At 56.1% G+C, this 16,566-nt stretch carries 15 protein-coding genes; 1 reads left to right on the top strand and 14 read right to left on the bottom strand.

The features are described from left to right. Nucleotides 1-43: 43 nt before the first annotated feature. The 14 genes from cpsB to L6R44_RS17125 form a co-directional block, all read right to left on the bottom strand. Nucleotides 44-1,480, bottom strand: a complete 1,437-nt coding sequence (gene cpsB / locus L6R44_RS17060; RefSeq protein WP_032641629.1) for a mannose-1-phosphate guanyltransferase — start codon at nucleotides 1,478-1,480, stop codon at nucleotides 44-46. 3 nt (nucleotides 1,481-1,483) lie between these two features. Then, nucleotides 1,484-2,707: a colanic acid biosynthesis fucosyltransferase WcaI gene (gene wcaI / locus L6R44_RS17065; RefSeq protein ID WP_237424887.1), complete on the bottom strand. Its 1,224-nt coding sequence runs from the start codon at nucleotides 2,705-2,707 to the stop codon at nucleotides 1,484-1,486. After that, complete coding sequence (locus L6R44_RS17070) at nucleotides 2,704-3,183, bottom strand: GDP-mannose mannosyl hydrolase (RefSeq protein WP_032641633.1); 480 nt, start codon at nucleotides 3,181-3,183, stop codon at nucleotides 2,704-2,706. Before L6R44_RS17070 ends, wcaI begins: the two co-directional genes overlap by 4 nt. 2 nt (nucleotides 3,184-3,185) lie before the next feature. Beyond that, entirely contained in the window at nucleotides 3,186-4,151 is a 966-nt protein-coding gene (fcl, locus tag L6R44_RS17075) for a GDP-L-fucose synthase (protein WP_013097874.1), read from the bottom strand. A gap of 2 nt (nucleotides 4,152-4,153) precedes the next feature. Then, on the bottom strand, nucleotides 4,154-5,275 hold the full coding sequence (gene gmd, locus L6R44_RS17080) for a GDP-mannose 4,6-dehydratase (RefSeq protein ID WP_014884502.1): 1,122 nt from the start codon (nucleotides 5,273-5,275) through the stop codon (nucleotides 4,154-4,156). Nucleotides 5,276-5,299: 24 nt separating this feature from the next. Then, complete coding sequence (gene wcaF, locus L6R44_RS17085; protein WP_237424888.1) at nucleotides 5,300-5,848, bottom strand: colanic acid biosynthesis acetyltransferase WcaF; 549 nt, start codon at nucleotides 5,846-5,848, stop codon at nucleotides 5,300-5,302. 15 nt (nucleotides 5,849-5,863) lie between these two features. Beyond that, the gene (gene wcaE, locus L6R44_RS17090) at nucleotides 5,864-6,610 is read right to left on the bottom strand and encodes a colanic acid biosynthesis glycosyltransferase WcaE (RefSeq protein ID WP_032641639.1); all 747 of its coding nucleotides are present in this window, start codon (nucleotides 6,608-6,610) and stop codon (nucleotides 5,864-5,866) included. Nucleotides 6,611-6,622: 12 nt separating this feature from the next. After that, nucleotides 6,623-7,843, bottom strand: coding sequence for a colanic acid polymerase WcaD (gene wcaD / locus L6R44_RS17095; protein WP_032641641.1), 1,221 nt, complete (start codon nucleotides 7,841-7,843; stop codon nucleotides 6,623-6,625). Next, nucleotides 7,818-9,035: a colanic acid biosynthesis glycosyltransferase WcaC gene (gene wcaC, locus L6R44_RS17100; RefSeq protein ID WP_237424889.1), complete on the bottom strand. Its 1,218-nt coding sequence runs from the start codon at nucleotides 9,033-9,035 to the stop codon at nucleotides 7,818-7,820. The genes wcaD and wcaC overlap by 26 nt, the downstream gene beginning before the upstream one ends. Continuing rightward, a complete protein-coding gene (gene wcaB / locus L6R44_RS17105) occupies nucleotides 9,032-9,523 on the bottom strand; it encodes a colanic acid biosynthesis acetyltransferase WcaB (protein ID WP_032641646.1) in 492 nt (163 codons plus the stop codon). Before wcaB ends, wcaC begins: the two co-directional genes overlap by 4 nt. After that, complete coding sequence (wcaA, locus tag L6R44_RS17110; RefSeq protein WP_237424890.1) at nucleotides 9,523-10,365, bottom strand: colanic acid biosynthesis glycosyltransferase WcaA; 843 nt, start codon at nucleotides 10,363-10,365, stop codon at nucleotides 9,523-9,525. The genes wcaB and wcaA overlap by 1 nt, the downstream gene beginning before the upstream one ends. 120 nt (nucleotides 10,366-10,485) lie before the next feature. Next, nucleotides 10,486-12,648, bottom strand: a complete 2,163-nt coding sequence (gene wzc, locus L6R44_RS17115) for a tyrosine-protein kinase Wzc (RefSeq protein WP_237424891.1) — start codon at nucleotides 12,646-12,648, stop codon at nucleotides 10,486-10,488. Between the two features lie 2 nt (nucleotides 12,649-12,650). Next, the gene (wzb, locus tag L6R44_RS17120) at nucleotides 12,651-13,094 is read right to left on the bottom strand and encodes a low molecular weight protein-tyrosine-phosphatase Wzb (protein WP_237424892.1); all 444 of its coding nucleotides are present in this window, start codon (nucleotides 13,092-13,094) and stop codon (nucleotides 12,651-12,653) included. A gap of 6 nt (nucleotides 13,095-13,100) precedes the next feature. After that, complete coding sequence (locus tag L6R44_RS17125; RefSeq protein WP_032641654.1) at nucleotides 13,101-14,240, bottom strand: polysaccharide export protein; 1,140 nt, start codon at nucleotides 14,238-14,240, stop codon at nucleotides 13,101-13,103. Between the two features lie 692 nt (nucleotides 14,241-14,932). On the opposite strand from L6R44_RS17125, the gene L6R44_RS17130 reads away from it, so the two are divergent. Continuing rightward, a complete protein-coding gene (locus tag L6R44_RS17130) occupies nucleotides 14,933-16,516 on the top strand; it encodes a TerC family protein (RefSeq protein ID WP_237424893.1) in 1,584 nt (527 codons plus the stop codon). The last annotated feature ends 50 nt before the right edge of the window (nucleotides 16,517-16,566 follow it).

Below are 16,566 nucleotides of genomic sequence, written 5' to 3' on the forward strand. Positions count from 1 at the left end.
GTAGGCCCGGTAAGCGCAGCGCCACCGGGCATGATGCTGAGGGCTACACCCGTCCGTAGCGGTCCTGGAAGCGCACGATATCGTCCTCTTCCAGATACGAGCCGGAGCGCACCTCAATTAAGTCGAGAGGAATTTTCCCCGGGTTCTCCAGACAGTGCGTCGCCCCCAGCGGAATATAGATGGACTCGTTTTCGCCCAGCAGTTTGACTTCGCCGTCGATGGTGACCTTGGCCGTACCCGCCACCACCACCCAGTGCTCGGCGCGGTGATGGTGCATCTGCACCGACAGCCCCTCGCCCGGCTTCACGGTGATGCGTTTCACCTGATAACGCTCGCCCGCGTCGATGGAGTCATATTTCCCCCACGGACGGTACACTTCGCGGTGAATGTGGTGTTCGTGTCGGCCGTCGGCCTTGATTTGCTCTACCACTTTTTTAACGTCCTGCACGGCGTTACGGTCGGCAATCAGCACCGCGTCCTTGGTCTGGACCACCACCAGATCCTTCACCCCGACCGTGGTCACCAGGCCGGACTCGGCGTAGACGTAGCTGTTTTCCGTTTTGTGGCTAATGACATCGCCGTGATGGACGTTACCCTCCGGGGTATGGGCGCTGATCTCCCACAGGGAGGACCAGGAGCCCACGTCGCTCCAGCCGGCGTCCATCGGTACCACGACGGCGTCAGCCGTGCGTTCCATTACCGCATAGTCGATGGACTCTTCCGGGCAGGCGAGGAACGCCTCTTCATCCACGCGGATGAAGTCGAGGTCCGGGTCCACCACCGCCATCGCTTTCTCGCAGGCGTTCAGAATATCCGGGCGGTATTTGCGCAGCTCTTCCAGATAGCGACCGGCGCGGAACAGGAACATCCCGCTGTTCCAGTAATACTCCCCGCTGGCAACGTACGCCTGCGCGGTTTCCAGATTCGGTTTTTCGACAAACTGCGCCACGTCAAAGGCGACGCTATCGCCTTCACCCGGCGTCACGCTGCCGCGGCGAATGTAGCCGTAACCGGTTTCCGGCAGATCCGGCACGATGCCGAAGGTCACCAGCTTGCCGCTCTCGGCGTAAGGAATGGCCGCACGCACCGCATCGCGGAACGCGTCTTCCTGCTGGATAACGTGGTCTGCCGCGAGCACCAGCATCAGCGGGTCGCAGTCCGGGCTGCTGCGTTTTGCCGCCAGCGCCGCGAGGGCGATCGCTGGCGCGGTGTTACGACCGGCAGGCTCCAGAATGATGTTTTCAGTGAGTTTATTCAGCTGGCGCAGCTGCTCGGCAACGATAAAGCGGTGCTGTTCGTTACAAATCACCACCGGGCTTTCACACTCCACGCCGTGGAGACGGTTTACCGTCGTCTGCAGCATGGTGAGATCCCCTTTCAGGCAGAGGAACTGTTTTGGATAGAGCACGCGGGACAGCGGCCACAACCGGCTACCAGAGCCACCAGCCATCACAACCGGATACAAAGTGGTTTGACTCATGATTTATCCCCGTATATCTGCAATAAATTGGTTCAGCACGTTCTCTTTCTCGAGCGTGCGTTCGGCATATTCACGTGCCACCGTGTTCGCTTTTGGCATGGCAAGCGCCTGCTCAATGCCGGTCACCAGGGCAGGAACCGATTCCGGCTCCACGCAAACGGCAATGCCCGGGTAGCTGTTGCACAGCTGGCCTAATTCAGTTTCGGCTTCGGCCGTAATCACCGCGTTGCCGCCCACCGCCAGAATGTTGGTCAGCTTGGACGGCAGCACCGCGTCCGCGGCGCCGCGTTTTTGCACCACCAGATGGCAGTCCCCCATCTTCAGCAGCGCAGGCAAAGCCTCGTAGGACTGAAGCGGGAAGAATTTCACGTTGCTCAGGCCGCGTTCGCCGACCAGTTTTTCCAGCCGCGCTTTGCCGCCGCCCTGCCCGACAATCACAAACATCCATGGATGTTCTTTCAGCAGCTGGGCCGCCTCGATCACGCTCTCCAGCCCCTGCTTTTCGCCGATATTGCCTGAGTAAAGAATGATTTTTTGGTCATCAGGCAAACCGAGCCGGGCGCGCAGCGCCCGAGCGTCCTGCTCAGTCACGTCGCGAAAACGCGCCACTTCGGACCAGTTCGGGAAGAAGATCACTTTATCCGCCGGGACGCCCTTCTCCTGCGCCTTGTTCATCATCGAGCGCGAGATGGTCGAGACGTAATCCACGTTGTGCAGCCCGCTGCGCTCAAAGGCGCTGGCGAGCTTCGCCACCTTGCCGCCTTTGCTTTTACCTGCCATCCCCAGGCCCAGCATGGCGTCAACTTCATAATCCTGAATGTGCAGCAGGGTGCGCGCGCCGGAGAGTTTGCCCAGCAGGCGCATGCCCGGCGTGCAAAACAGCGTCGGCACCACGCCGATAATGCGATCCGGCTTCCAGCGACGCTGCGCCATCAGCGGGAAAAAACTGCTCAGGGCAAAGCTGCCAAGATGAAGCAGTCTTTTCAGCGTCGAGGGCTGCTTAGGCACATACAGCGGGCAGCGCCAGACGGTGGCTGCCCCCTCTTCGCGACGGTAGCGCCAGCTTGAGTAGCGCTCCCCCACTTTCCATTCCGGGTAGTACGGCGGCGCGGTAATGACCCGCACGTCATGTCCCTGGCTCGCCATCCATTCCACCATCTCGCCGGTGTACTTTCCGATGCCGGTTAATTCCGGCGAGTAGTTGATTCCGTATACGAGGATCTTCATAAGCCCGGCACCCCGGACTGACGTTCAGCGAGGAAATAGGCACGGCTGTTGTCATGCACATTGTCGCTCGCCAGCAGCGCCTCTGGCGTCTGCCAGCGGTAGTCGTCATGCTGAGCATCAGGCAGACGCAGGTCTGCCTGAGTCACCTTCAGGCGGAACCCCAGCACGATGTAGTGCGTGGTGAACCCGGTGCCTGAAAAGTTATCGTCATAGAAGTGCTGCCAGACCCCGTAAAACTGGCCCGCCGCCATCGGCAGCTGCAGGCCCAGCTCCGCCAGAGTGAGACGCTCAAACGCATCATGAAGCGTCTCATCCTTCTGCACGCGCCCGCCGGGCACGAACCAGAAGCCCTGTGCAGGACGGTTGGTTCGTTTCCCCAGCAAGAACTCGCCGCGTTCGTTCTCCACGATCAAATCAATCGAGATGAGCGGAGTGGAACGCACCACCGTGGCAAAATCTTCCTGACTTAAAAACATCGTTACCCCCGGAAGCGGTGCTGGTTTTCCAGGAACCACTGGTAGGTGCTGGCCAGCCCCTGCTCCAGTGACACCTCGTGATACCAGCCCAGCTGATGCAGACGGGTCACGTCCAGCAGCTTGCGCGGCGTGCCGTCCGGTTTCGTCGCGTCAAACACCACGCGGCCCTTGTAGCCCACCACCTGCGCGATGGTCTGCGCCAGCTCGCGAATGGTGCAGTCCACGCCGGTACCGACGTTGATGTGCGACAGCATCGGCTCGGTGTTCTCCTGCCACACTTCGCGATCCAGCTCCATCACGTGAATGCTGGCGGCAGCCATGTCGTCCACGTGCAGGAATTCGCGCATCGGCGTGCCGCTTCCCCACACCACCACGTCCGGTGCGTTCTCGGCGGTCGCCTCGTGGAAGCGGCGCAGCAGCGCCGGGATCACGTGCGAGTTGCTCGGGTGGAAGTTGTCGTGCGGTCCGTACAGGTTGGTCGGCATCACCGAGCGATAGTCGCGGTTGTACTGACGGTTGTAGGACTCGCACAGCTTGATCCCGGCAATTTTGGCAATCGCGTACGGCTCGTTGGTGGCCTCCAGCGTGCCCTGCAGCAGTTCGCTTTCGGCGATCGGCTGCTTCGCCATTTTCGGGTAAATACAGGATGAGCCGAGGAACAGCAGCTTGTTCACGTTGTGCAGATGCGCCGCGTGAATGATGTTGCTCTCAATCATCATGTTTTCGTAGATGAAATCCGCCGGGTAGGTGTTGTTGGCGACAATACCGCCCACCTTCGCCGCCGCCAGATACACCTGGTCAATGCGTTCGTTCGCGAAGAAGTCCTGCACCGCACGGCTGTCGAGCAGGTTCAGCTCGTCACGGGTGCGGACAACCACTTCTACATCACCGCGCTGTTCGAGCTGTCGAACAATCGCGGAACCCACCATTCCGCGATGGCCGGCGACAAAAATACGTTGTTTTGTCATTCTCAGGACTCCAGCGCGATGGCAACCTCGTAGCCATGAGACTTGAGCAGGGAGTGTTTTTTCGCTGCTTCAAGATCTTTGGCAACCATCTCGGAAACCATCTCCTGCAGGGTGATTTCAGGTTTCCAGCCCAGCTTCTCGTGCGCTTTGGTTGGGTCGCCCAGCAGGGTTTCCACTTCAGCAGGACGGAAGTAGCGCGGGTCAACCTGGACAATCACGTCGCCTGGCTTCACGCCCGGCGCGTCGTGGCCGGTTACGGAAACCACGATACCCTTCTCTTCCACGCCGGTGCCTTCGAAGCGCAGCTTGATGCCCAGCTGTGCCGCGGCCATTTCAACGAACTGGCGAACGGAGTACTGCACGCCGGTCGCGATCACGAAGTCTTCCGGCTGTTCCTGCTGCAGCATCATCCACTGCATTTTGACGTAGTCTTTGGCATGGCCCCAGTCACGCAGGGAATCCATGTTGCCGAGGTGCAGGCAGGACTCCAGGCCCTGCGCGATGTTGGCGATAGCGCGGGTGATTTTACGGGTCACGAAGGTTTCGCCACGGCGTGGAGATTCGTGGTTGAACAGGATGCCGTTACAGGCGTACATGCCGTAGGATTCACGGTAGTTCACGGTGATCCAGTAGGCGTACAGTTTTGCGACAGCATACGGAGAGCGCGGGTAGAACGGCGTGGTCTCTTTCTGCGGGATTTCCTGCACCAGGCCGTACAGCTCGGAGGTGGACGCCTGGTAGAAGCGCGTTTTCTTCTCAAGGCCGAGGAAGCGGATTGCTTCCAGCAGACGCAGTGTACCCATGGCGTCAACGTCAGCGGTGTATTCCGGAGACTCGAAGGAGACCGCGACGTGGCTCATTGCGCCCAGGTTGTACACTTCATCCGGCTGCACTTCCTGCAGGATACGGGTCAGGTTGGAGGTATCGGTCAGGTCGCCGTAGTGCAGGTGGAATTTCGGGTTCGCCGCGTGAGGATCCTGATAAATATGATCCACACGTTCGGTATTGAACGACGATGCACGACGTTTAATACCGTGTACTTCATACCCTTTTTCCAGCAGGAACTCTGCCAGATAAGAACCATCCTGCCCGGTAACGCCGGTGATGAGAGCGACTTTAGACATGTTTATATTCCTCTACTTATGAATTTAATCAGTTTCAACGCGTTCGCGTATCACCACTGCGGGGTTGCCACGGCAAACTTTATTTGCCGGTAGCGATTTAAAAACGCTGCTGCGGGCACCAATAACCGTGCCATCGCCAACAGAAACACCCGGTGCAACAAAAACATCCGTTGCCAGCCAGCATTTTTCACCAATCACAATCGGCGAAGCGGTAATATCAAAATGCTGACTCATAAAATCGTGGCTGCCGGTGCACAAATAACACTTCTGTGAAACCACCGAATTTGCGCCAATCGTAATCTCGCCCAGGGTATATAACACCGCGTCATCCCCTACCCAGGCGTAATCCCCAAGCGTTAATTTCCAGGGGTAGGTAATTTTTACCGAAGGCCGAATGACTACGTTTTTTCCGATTTTTGCGCCAAACAGGCGCAATAAGAATGCTCGCCAGCGGTACAATATTTGTGGTGACCAGGCAAATAACGTTGCCTGAACGGCCCACCACAGCTGTACCTTAATACCGTTCCCGCCCCGAAAGCCTTTCGGCACGGAGAAACCGTTCAAATCCTGCATTGTGCTTCCTTATATTCAGACTTTGTTATATAAGGTTTTCGTTTTGCCGGTAGTGCGCAGGCGTAATAAATAAGACAATTCCGCCCAGAAACCCGGCACGCGTAGTATTTTGCGCTGCACGTTTCTCGCATCCTGGCACAATTCCAGATTATTTGAGGTTGACACGCCGCCCATTGAAAATTCAGACACCAGCCCTTTAATTCGACGGAACGGGTAGCCGGATTTATACAGGCTGGCGGCCAGCGCATAATCGGATGACACTTTATACTGCAAATCGTAAGGCTGTTTTTTCAGACCCTTTACCGGAAAGAAAATGGCCTGATGGCTGGCGGGCAGGCTGTGGTAGATATACCAGCCCGGCTTCGCGCTGCGGCACGCCTTATGCCCGTCGCCAAAGTCGAGAAGCGCATCGCCAATATACATGGCGTCCTCTTTCTGACGCGCCAGCTGACGGGCGAACAGCGCCACGTCTTCATGGAAAATATCGCCGGAGTTGAGGAAAATGGCATAACGGCCCTGGGCCATGCTGATGCCTTTGTTCATCGCATCGTAGATGCCTTTATCTTTCTCGCTGATGTAGCGTAAGTTGAACTCACCGTTGAGTTTTTCCAGAAACTCCGCCGTTCCATCGTTCGAGCCGCCGTCGACGACAATCCACTCAAAGGTGAGGCTGGGATCGCGCGCCAGGTTGCGCAGCGAGCGCCAGGTTTTTACCACCCCTTCGTAATTACGAAAAGCGACAGTAATGACGCTAAGAAACATAAGACCACCTCGTCATGAACTCGTAATATTAAGCGCTTTGCGCAAAATAAACGGACAAACAATTAAGAAAGCATATTCCGGGCTAAATATTGACCCGGTAAAAAACAGCGACACCGGCGTAAAAAGATAAAGCTGCACGCGAAAGTTCTGGTTATCACCAAACGCGTTAATCATCATCTTGAAAACTTTAAACAGATACCACAGGGTCAACAGTACGGCGAACCACGAAAAATAAATAATTAACAGATACAGACCATTGTCTATGGTTTTACCGACATCCGCACCGTTAAAGATTCCGAATGATGCAACATATTCGTAAAGTGAGCCGAATCTTACTACCCCATCAATATGGGTTAATGAATAACCCACCATGACCAGTGGCCCGATGATGCGATAATAGGACGATGACCCTTCCGTTCCCAAATCACCCAGACGTTCTGAAATGTACGGGAAGGCAAATACCACGCCCACCATAAATACCGTCAGGGAGATAATCGCCAGCGGCAGTTTTTTCTTAATCGCTTCTTTGTTCAGGTACTGAAACGCCCACTCCAGCAGGTAAAACAGGATAAATGTCATTACCCCTGAGAACGATCCAGACAGAACAATTCCTGCAAGAATCATAGCATCGGTCTTAGGCGTTTTGATACCAAACTGTTTGATGCTGAGCCAAATTGAGATTAACGCCAGAGCGAAAAACGCCGGTTCAAAATAGAGGGCCGTGGTGCGCTTCCCGCCAAACTTGATGAAGTTCAATACATAGCTGTTACTGTAAATGAGATATTTCGAAATTATCTCCATCAGGCTGCTGCCGCCGGTGAGAATAATTTGCGCCATTTCCATTGCAGCAAGCATAACAATTAACGCTACGGCAATATAAAAGAACCTGAGGATTTTCCGATAATTGTGCGGGGAAATAGTTTTGAAGCGAATACTCCAGACCATTCCGATAATAATGACGATATATACAAAGAGCATGGTCGAGGTGACGTATTTACTGGCATCCAGCGACTGGCCGAAGATGTAGTTAAACAGCGTCAGTCCCGTGCCCAATCCCAGGGCAATCATCAGCTTCTTCAGGTTGATTTTATCGACATACAGCAGAAGCAGAACGGGCAAGAAGGTGACGATGGTTATCGGGAAGCTTTCGCCGAGCTGGGCAATTTTGACGTTGACCAGCAGGTAGATCAGCGGCAGCAGCAGATAACTACAGATTCTGATAGAACGAGACATACTCCTCCAGCATCTGTTGTCCACTGTAGGCCTTGCGGCTGCGGTTGCGGAACGATTCCAGGTCAGTGCCAAAAACAGCCTCGGCGATCTGCGCCTTCGGCCGCTGCACCAGCGGCAGCACCTCGTGCTCCGCGAAGGTTTTCCCGCCGGATTTTTCCAGCACTTCACGCGCCGCGTCGCTGTGGGTAGCGATCACCGGCACGCCGATGGAGAGCGCTTCGCAGAGGATCAGCGGATAGTTATCCACGCGGGAGCTGAACACCAGCGCGTCCATTTCGTTCAGCGCGCTCATCAGCTTGCGCTTGTCGGTTTCAAACCCGTGGTTTACCACGTTGGCCCCGTCGAACGGCGAAAACTTGCCGAAGGTATGCAGTTCAATCTTGTCGCCCAGCGCCATCATGTCGCGCACCAGCTGCTGGTTGGTTTTCCCGTCGTAGCGCAGGTCATGCGCAACGATGGCGATCTTCGGCTTGCCCGCGGTGTCCGCCACCGGCGTCAGCTCCGCCAGAATGGCTTCCGTCGCCACATCGATGCCGTTGTTGATAATCTGGCAGCGCCCTGCCCCGTACAGGCTGTTGAAGGCATCGGCCACGTGCTGGCTCGGGGAGATAAACGTGCAGCCGAGCGAGAGCATGTCGCGGAACAGCTGACGCTTGCCGGCCACCAGCTGGTGGGCGCGATCCACCTTCACCGGCGGATAGTTGCTTAACGTCGGGCATTTCCGGCAGTTATCCTTCCAGCCTTCGCAGCCGTCGGTAAACGCGCAGCGTCCGGTCACGCTCCAGTGATCGTGCAGGGTCCAGACAAAGCGGGTGTCGGGCCTGTGGGCCTGCACCTTCTGACAAAACGCCACCACCTCGTCCAGGTTCAGCCAGTAGCTGTGCAGCACGTGAAAATGCAGCACGACCGGGCCCGAGGTGCGGGTCACCGTGCGGTAAAGCGTGTTCAGGTTGCCAAACAGGTCGCGGTTAAACAGGCGGAACAGCGCAATGTTGGCGATAGAGGTCAGGCGCGGCGTGTGCTTGTGCACCTGCGGAAAGTTATCGTGGCTGACGCTTTTCTTGCCGCCCTTGCCGTAGCCGTAAATAAAACGAGACTGAAGCCCTTTTTGCAGCGCGCGCTGGTGCAGATCCAGCGCCACGCCCGCCGCACCGCCTTCTGCGAGGCGTACGTTAAATTGCAGAATATTCATTTAATCACCTTCACGCGGGCTTTTTCTCCCACCACCAGCGCGTTGTCCGGAATGCTGTCCAGCACCACGCTGCCCGCACCAATCGTCACGTTATTGCCAATCGTAATGTCGCCAATCATCACCACGTTTGCCCCCAGCTCGACGTTATTGCCGATGACCGGGCAGGCCAGGCTGTCCGGACCCCGGTTGCCAATGGTGACGGCATGGCGAATGGTGAAATCATCCCCGGCGACCACGAACTTGTTGATCACCACCGCATAGCCGTGGTGGATGGTAAAGCGACGGCCAATGGTGGCAGCGGCCTGGATTTCATAGCCAAAAAAGCATTCGGTGATGATGCGGTACAGCACCAGCACCGGTGCCGCCCAGATATTGTTCAGCACGTTTTTCTTACGCCACACCGAGCAAAAGTGCGCGATGCGGTACGCCAGAACCATGCAGCACGGGCGCAGGCTCCAGCTGTTTGCGCGGCAATCTTCCAGAAACATTATTTCCCCCGAAGCCCGTCAGCCAGGCGCTTGCCGTTACGCACGGACAGCAGCGTCAGCAGCGTGCGCCAGTTCATGCGCTTATTGCGGATCTGATAGAGGGTAAAGAGCTGATACTTCCGGCTGGCACGGTCGAACTTGTCCTTATGCTTGCGGTAAAAATGGAAGTACCCGGAGAACTTCTTCGGCGAGGAGGTTATTTGCATCTCCCCGTGGTTGATGTGCAGGATCTGCGTGGCCTCTTCCACTTTCCACGGCTCGCCGTACTCCACCACCATGCGCAGGAAGATGTCGTAATCCTGCGCGGCCTTGAGTTCGGTATCGAACAGGCACTCTTTGAAGCGCCACGCCCAGGTGAAGACCTGGTTACCAATAATGTTGCGCTTGTAGAACAGTCGGCGGGAGTACGGTGATTTTGGATACAGCGGCAGGCTGGCAGGCTGCGAGTAGACCTCGCCCTGGCAGACATAGTCGTTGGCATACAGGAAGGCGTGCGTGACCAGCTGCGCTTTATGCGACAGGAAGATAGACAGGCGGTTCGGCGTCCATTCGTCGTCGTCGTCGATCCCGGTCAGATACTGCCCTTTGGCCTGCATAATCGCCTGGTTGCGCACCGCACAGGCGCCGGAGTTCATCGGGTTATGGGTATACGTCACGCGCGGGTCGTTGAGATCGGTGACAAACTTTTGCAGCTGTTCATACGAAGAAGAACAGTCATCCACGACGATCAGTTCCCAGTTATTGTAATCCTGACGTAAGACCGACTTAATTGCGCGGATCGCCAGCTGCTGACGATTCCATGTCGGCATATAGATAGAAATCAAAGGGCGTTGTGTGGTCATATCTTCCTCCTACCCCTCACCCCAGCCCTCTCCCCAGAGGGGAGAGGGTGAAAGTGGCACCGAACCGTACCCTCTCCCCTCAGGGGAGAGGGTTAGGGTGAGGGGTGTGGGGTGTGTTTTTTATTTACTGTCAGATTTATATTCGTACTCGTAATACCCGTAATCCTGGTACCCGGTCGCGCGGCGGAAGATGGAGTTCAGGATCACCCCTTTCACCTCAATCCCGTTCTGCTCGAAGCGGCTCAGGCTGGTTTCCACCTCTTTCAGGGTGTTCACCGCGTAACGCGCCACCATCAGCGTGGTGCCCGCATGGCGGCCCACGACGGCAGCGTCGGTCACGGCCAGAATTGGCGGCGTATCGATCAGCACCAGGTCGTAGTTTTTGCTCGCCCACTCGATCAGCTGGGTGAAACGTTCGCTCATCAGCAGCTCGGACGGGTTAGGCGGCACCTGGCCGCGTGGGATCAGGTCAAATTTCGGCACCGTTGTCGGTTTCGCGCTCTGGCTGATGTCACCCTTGCCGAGCAGAATTTCCGACAGGCCGTTCACGTTGTTGGTGCCCAGCAGCTCGTGGGTATAGCCTTTACGCATATCGCAGTCGATCAGCAGCACGCGCTTGTTGGTCTGGCTGACCACCGCGGCCAGGTTGGCGCAGACGAAGGTTTTACCGATTGACGGGCTAACGCCGGTCAACATCAGGACGTTATTTTTGGCCTGCATCATGGCGAAGTGCAGGCTGGTACGCAGGCTGCGGATCGCTTCGATGGCGAGGTCGGTCGGGTTACCCACCGCCAGCAGCTGGCTCTGCTTGTAGCGCTTAACGCCCTTAATGGTTTTGACGCTGTCGCGGGATTTTTGCCATTCAGACAGCGGAATGCTGGCATAAACGTTGATACCGCTCTCTTCCAGCACCTGCGGGCTTTCGATGCCGCGGTTGAACAGGGAACGCAGCAGCACGCCCACGATGGAGAGCATCAGGCCGAGAATAATGCTGCCGAGAATAATCAGCGCTTTCTTCGGCTTCAGCACGCCGGGCTGGGTAATCGCCGGGTCGACGATGCGCACGTCACCGACGGTACTGGCTTCGGTGATTTTCAGCTCCTGCTGTTTGTTCAGCAGCTGCATATAAACCTGCTGTCCGGACTCCACGTCGCGGGTCAGACGCACGATCTCCTGCTGCGTTTTCGGCATCGCGGTCACGCGGTCATTGAGCTTCGCCTTCTCCTCTTCCAGGGTACGGCGTTTCTCCAGCAGCGTGCGGTAGGCCGGGTGACGCTTGGTGTAGAGCTTGGAAATCTCGGCTTCTTTAAAGGTCAGCTCGTTGAGCTGAGCATCGATGTTGACCATCGAATCGAGAACCGATTTCGCCTCCAGCGGCAGGTCAACGGAGTCTTTATCCTGACGGTAGGCGTTCAGCTTGTTCTCGGCATCATCCAGGTGAGCGCGCACTTCCGGGAGCTGTTTCGCGAGGAAGGCCAGGCTTTTCGCCGCTTCGGCCGACTTACGCTCAACGTTCTGCTCAAGATAGTTGCGGGTAATGCTGTTCAGGATGTCGCGGATCTGATCCTTATCTTCACCGGTAAAGGTCATGCTCAGCACGCCGGTGTCCTTACCGTTTTCGGTCACGGTGAGGTTGTTTTGCAGATTGTTGATCATCCCCAGCGTGGAGAATTTGGTGACGGTGAATTCACCGCCCTCCTGGGCGTTGATCGCGCTGACCATCATGCTGACGCCGTCTTTGCTCAGCATCTGCCCCACTTCACCGCGGGCGCTGAAGCCCGCGTCGCTGGTCAGCTGATACTGTTTCGGGCCAAGCACCATCAGGGTAAACGTCCGATCGGCAGCCCCTTTCGGCAGCACGAAGTCAGTCACTTTCACCGTGTCGTTGTTTCGCCCCATCAGACGATCCCAGCCCGCACCAAAGACAGGGAAGGTATTTTTGGTAACGGAGATATCGAGCCCGAGGTCGTGAACCGTTTTACCCAGCACCAGGCGTGACTGGATAAGCTGAATTTCAGCGTCGGAGGCCGGCGGCTTGTTCGCCAGCGCGGAACCAATATCCTGCACCAGCGAGTTGCCGGTATTCTGCTCGATCTGCACCAGCGCGTCGGCGCTGTAGATAGGGGTGGCGAACAGCGTATAGACGACAGCCGCCGCGGCAAAAACGGCGGTAATGCCAAGCACCCACCACTTTGCCTCGATAACCGTGCCGACCAGGCGTCCAATATCAATTTCATCACTGCCCGAAGTCGGGGCGGCAGAAGGTCTTGTTTTTTCTGTCATTGTTATCCCTGCTGAACTTTCAGTGCCTGCGCCCACTGCTGGGCAGACTGGTCAAGTAAGGTGTAAACCGCCTCAAAGGCCTCCTGGCTTTTGCGATACGGATCGGGGATTTCACGTTCATTGTCCCAGTGACCAAACAGCATCACCTTGCCGCGCATCTCCGGCGCGATGTCGCACAGCGCGTGAATATGCCGTTTTTCCATCGTCAGGATCAGGTCATACTCCCGGCACATGCGGCCAGTAACCTGGCGGGCGACGTGGCCGTCGAGCGAGAGTTGATGATCCCGCGCCACGCTGGTTGCGCGCTCGTCGGCACCTTTACCGACCAGCGCGCCCAGCCCTGCCGACTCAACGATCAGTTCGGGCCGGTAGTGCTTCAACAACCGTTCACCCGTAGGGGAACGGCAAATGTTCCCCACGCATACCACCAGAATTTTGTTAAACATCGCGGATTACCAGGTATGAATGTCGCGCGCCGTATCCGTCATGTAGCGAACGCCACTGATGGTTGGCAGCAACTGGTTGATCAGACGGTTCCAGCGGGCAACCGGCGCGGTGGTGACGTACACTACGTCATATGGCTGGAGGCGGAACGACGTTGCCATTACCAGCGAGGTCGCGTCGGACATATCGAGCTGGTAAATGTTGGCAATCTTGCCTTTGTTGCTGGCGTCATCCTTCAGCGGGCGAATCACGAAGATGCCGCTGGCGTTGGAGGAGGTCAGATCGATGCCTTCCGCATTGCCCAGCGCTTCGGTCAGCGTCATGCCGCTGAAGTCCATCTTGAGCGTGCTCTGTTTCTTCACTTCGCCCATCACGAAGACTTTCAGATCGTCATTGCGCGGCACGTAGAGAATATCGCCCGGATAGAGGAGGCGGTTCTGGGTCAGATCGCCGTTTTGCATCAGCGCCTGCAGCGAAATACGCTGCTCCTTCCCGTTGTGGGTGAGCACCACGTTGCGCCAGTCGGCGCCGTCGGTTAACCCGCCCGCGGCGTTAATGGCGTCCAGCACGGTAAGAGGCACGTTGGTGATGGCCTGCTGGCCGGACTTGTTCACCTGGCCGGAGATATAGGCTTTTTGCGAGCGGAATGCGGCGATATTAACGTCCACCTGCGGATCGGCGATGTACTGCGCTAAGCGGCCGGTAATATCACTACGGATCTCGGCAAGCGTTTTCCCCGCAACGTGGACTTTACCAATATAGGGATAAAACATGGTGCCGTCTGACTGCACCCAGTTACCGGTGTCGCTTGAGCTGCGATACTGGCCCGCTGGCGTGGTCAGTTCCGGGTGGTCCCAGACGGTCACGTTGATCACGTCTCCCGGCCCCACGCGGTACTGGTAGGAGGCAATTTCCTGGTCCAGAGACATATTCGGCTGGGCAACATTCGGACGTGGACGTAATTGTTCGACCAGACGTGGCGTAAGTGGATAAACATTCACCATTTTGTCGAGATCAAAATCGGCATCCTGTTGCTTGATCACATCCTTACCCATTGTTGACATATTGCTGCCGGGAAAGACCGTGCAACCACTCATCAAGGTCACAGACACCAATAATGGCATCAATTTCATTTTGGATTTCATCATTGATTATTTATCACTTTGGCAGAGTAATTATCCTGTGCGATTTAAATAAGCTCGGGTCGTATTGGTTTTCAGCATGCAGTTAATCAAATAGAAATTTAACTGGCATCAGTCCTAAAAAAAGCTTATTCATCCATTGGCTATTGACAGAATAATCGATGCTGATTCACACGCTTTCAGGCACGCTACCGCCCTTGGCTTTCAGTTACCAATCCACTGACTAAACAATGTGTTATGGATAGACACCCTCTCAAGTAAGGTCTTGTGGGAATATATCAGCCGCTGCAAATACCCGACGGATAATGAATAACCATCCCAGAAGACCGAACAATAATAGCAACACCGAGATTTAACATTTGATGCTGGGAGAATTGTTGCAGCTAACCTAATAGCAGGCAAGGAGACAACTGTCCTAATATCCGTTTTTAAGATTAATATTAAGGGCAAATTTTTGACCTTTTAGGATTTTCTTTATATTGACAAAAAGAGAGTAAAAATCCTTACCTGCGATATATCCTAAAGTGCGATTCCCATAATTAAATATACGTATTCGCCTTATTTACACCGTCATCGGAATGCTCTCTTTTTCACCCTGCGTATTAAGAGAAATCTCACCCCGGCATTGCAATTTCCCCCAGCTTTATCCATGATCGAAGTGTGACATTCGTCATATAACAGAAGGTATTGCTATTACTATGGAATGGATTGCCGATCCCTCAATCTGGGCCGGGCTGGTTACGCTGGTCGTCATCGAGCTCGTGCTCGGGATTGATAATCTGGTTTTTATCGCCATCCTCGCTGAAAAACTGCCCCCTTCCCAGCGCGACCGCGCGCGCGTGACCGGTCTGCTGCTGGCGATGGTGATGCGGCTACTGCTGCTGGCCTCTATCTCCTGGCTGGTCACCCTCACTCAGCCCCTGTTCTCCGTTCACGGTCTGAGCTTTAGCGCCCGCGATCTGATCATGCTCTTCGGCGGGCTGTTCCTGCTGTTTAAAGCCACCGTTGAGTTGAATGAGCGGCTGGAAGGCAAAGACAGCGAGAACCCGACCCAGCGCCGCGGGGCGAAATTCTGGCCGGTGGTGGCGCAAATTGTGGTGCTGGATGCGGTCTTCTCCCTCGACTCGGTGATCACCGCCGTCGGGATGGTGGACCATCTTGCGGTGATGATGGCCGCGGTCATTATTGCCATCACGCTGATGGTGATGGCCAGCAAGGCGCTGACCCGCTTCGTGAACAGTCACCCCACCATCGTGATCCTCTGTCTGAGCTTCCTGCTGATGATTGGCTTTAGCCTGGTCGCCGACGGTTTCGGCTTCCATATTCCGAAAGGCTACCTGTATGCCGCCATCGGGTTCTCCGTCATGATTGAAGCGCTCAACCAGCTGGCGATATTTAACCGCCGCCGCTTCCTTTCCGCCAATCAGACCCTGCGCCAGCGCACGGCCGACACGGTCATGCGTCTGCTAAGCGGCAAGAAAGAGGATGCGGAGCTGGACCCCGAATCCTCGTCGATGCTGGCCGATCACAGGGACGGGCAAATCTTTGACCCGCAGGAACGGCTGATGATCGAGCGGGTGCTCAATCTGAATCAACGGACGGTCAGCAGCATCATGACGTCGCGGCATGACATTGAGCATATCGACCTGACGGCCCCGGAAGCGCAAATCCGCGCCCTGCTGGATAAAAACCAGCACACCCGCGTGGTGGTAACAGGCGGTGAAGAGGAAGAGGAGCTGCTGGGCGTGGTGCACGTCATTGATCTGCTTTCGCAGCAGCTTCACGGCGAAGCGCTCAATCTGCGCGCCCTGGTACGCCAGCCGCTGGTTTTCCCGGAGGGGCTACCGCTGCTTTCCGCCCTTGAGCAATTCCGCAACGCGCGCACGCATTTTGCCTTTGTGGTCGACGAGTTTGGTTCGGTGGAAGGGCTGGTTACGCTCAGCGACGTGATGGAAACCATCGCCGGTAACTTGCCAAACGAGGTGGATGAAATTGACGCCCGCCACGACATTCAGAAAAACGCAGACGGCTCGTGGACGGCTAACGGCCATATGCCGCTTGAAGACCTGGTGCAGTACGTGCCGCTGCCGCTGGATGAAAAGCGGGATTATCACACGATTGCCGGCCTGCTGATGGAGTATTTGCAGCGTATCCCGCAGCCGGGAGAAGAGGTTCAGGTGGGCGACTATCTGCTCAAAACGCTGCAGATTGAAAACCATCGCGTGCAGAAGGTGCAGTTAATACCGTTACGGGATGAGGAAGAACTGGATTTTGAGGTGTAGGTAAAAGCAAAACGGCAACCCCGTTGCCGTTTTTTGTGTTTGCGCCCTCT

Source organism: Enterobacter cloacae complex sp. ECC445, assembly GCF_021892025.1.
GTDB lineage: Bacteria > Pseudomonadota > Gammaproteobacteria > Enterobacterales > Enterobacteriaceae > Enterobacter > Enterobacter chengduensis.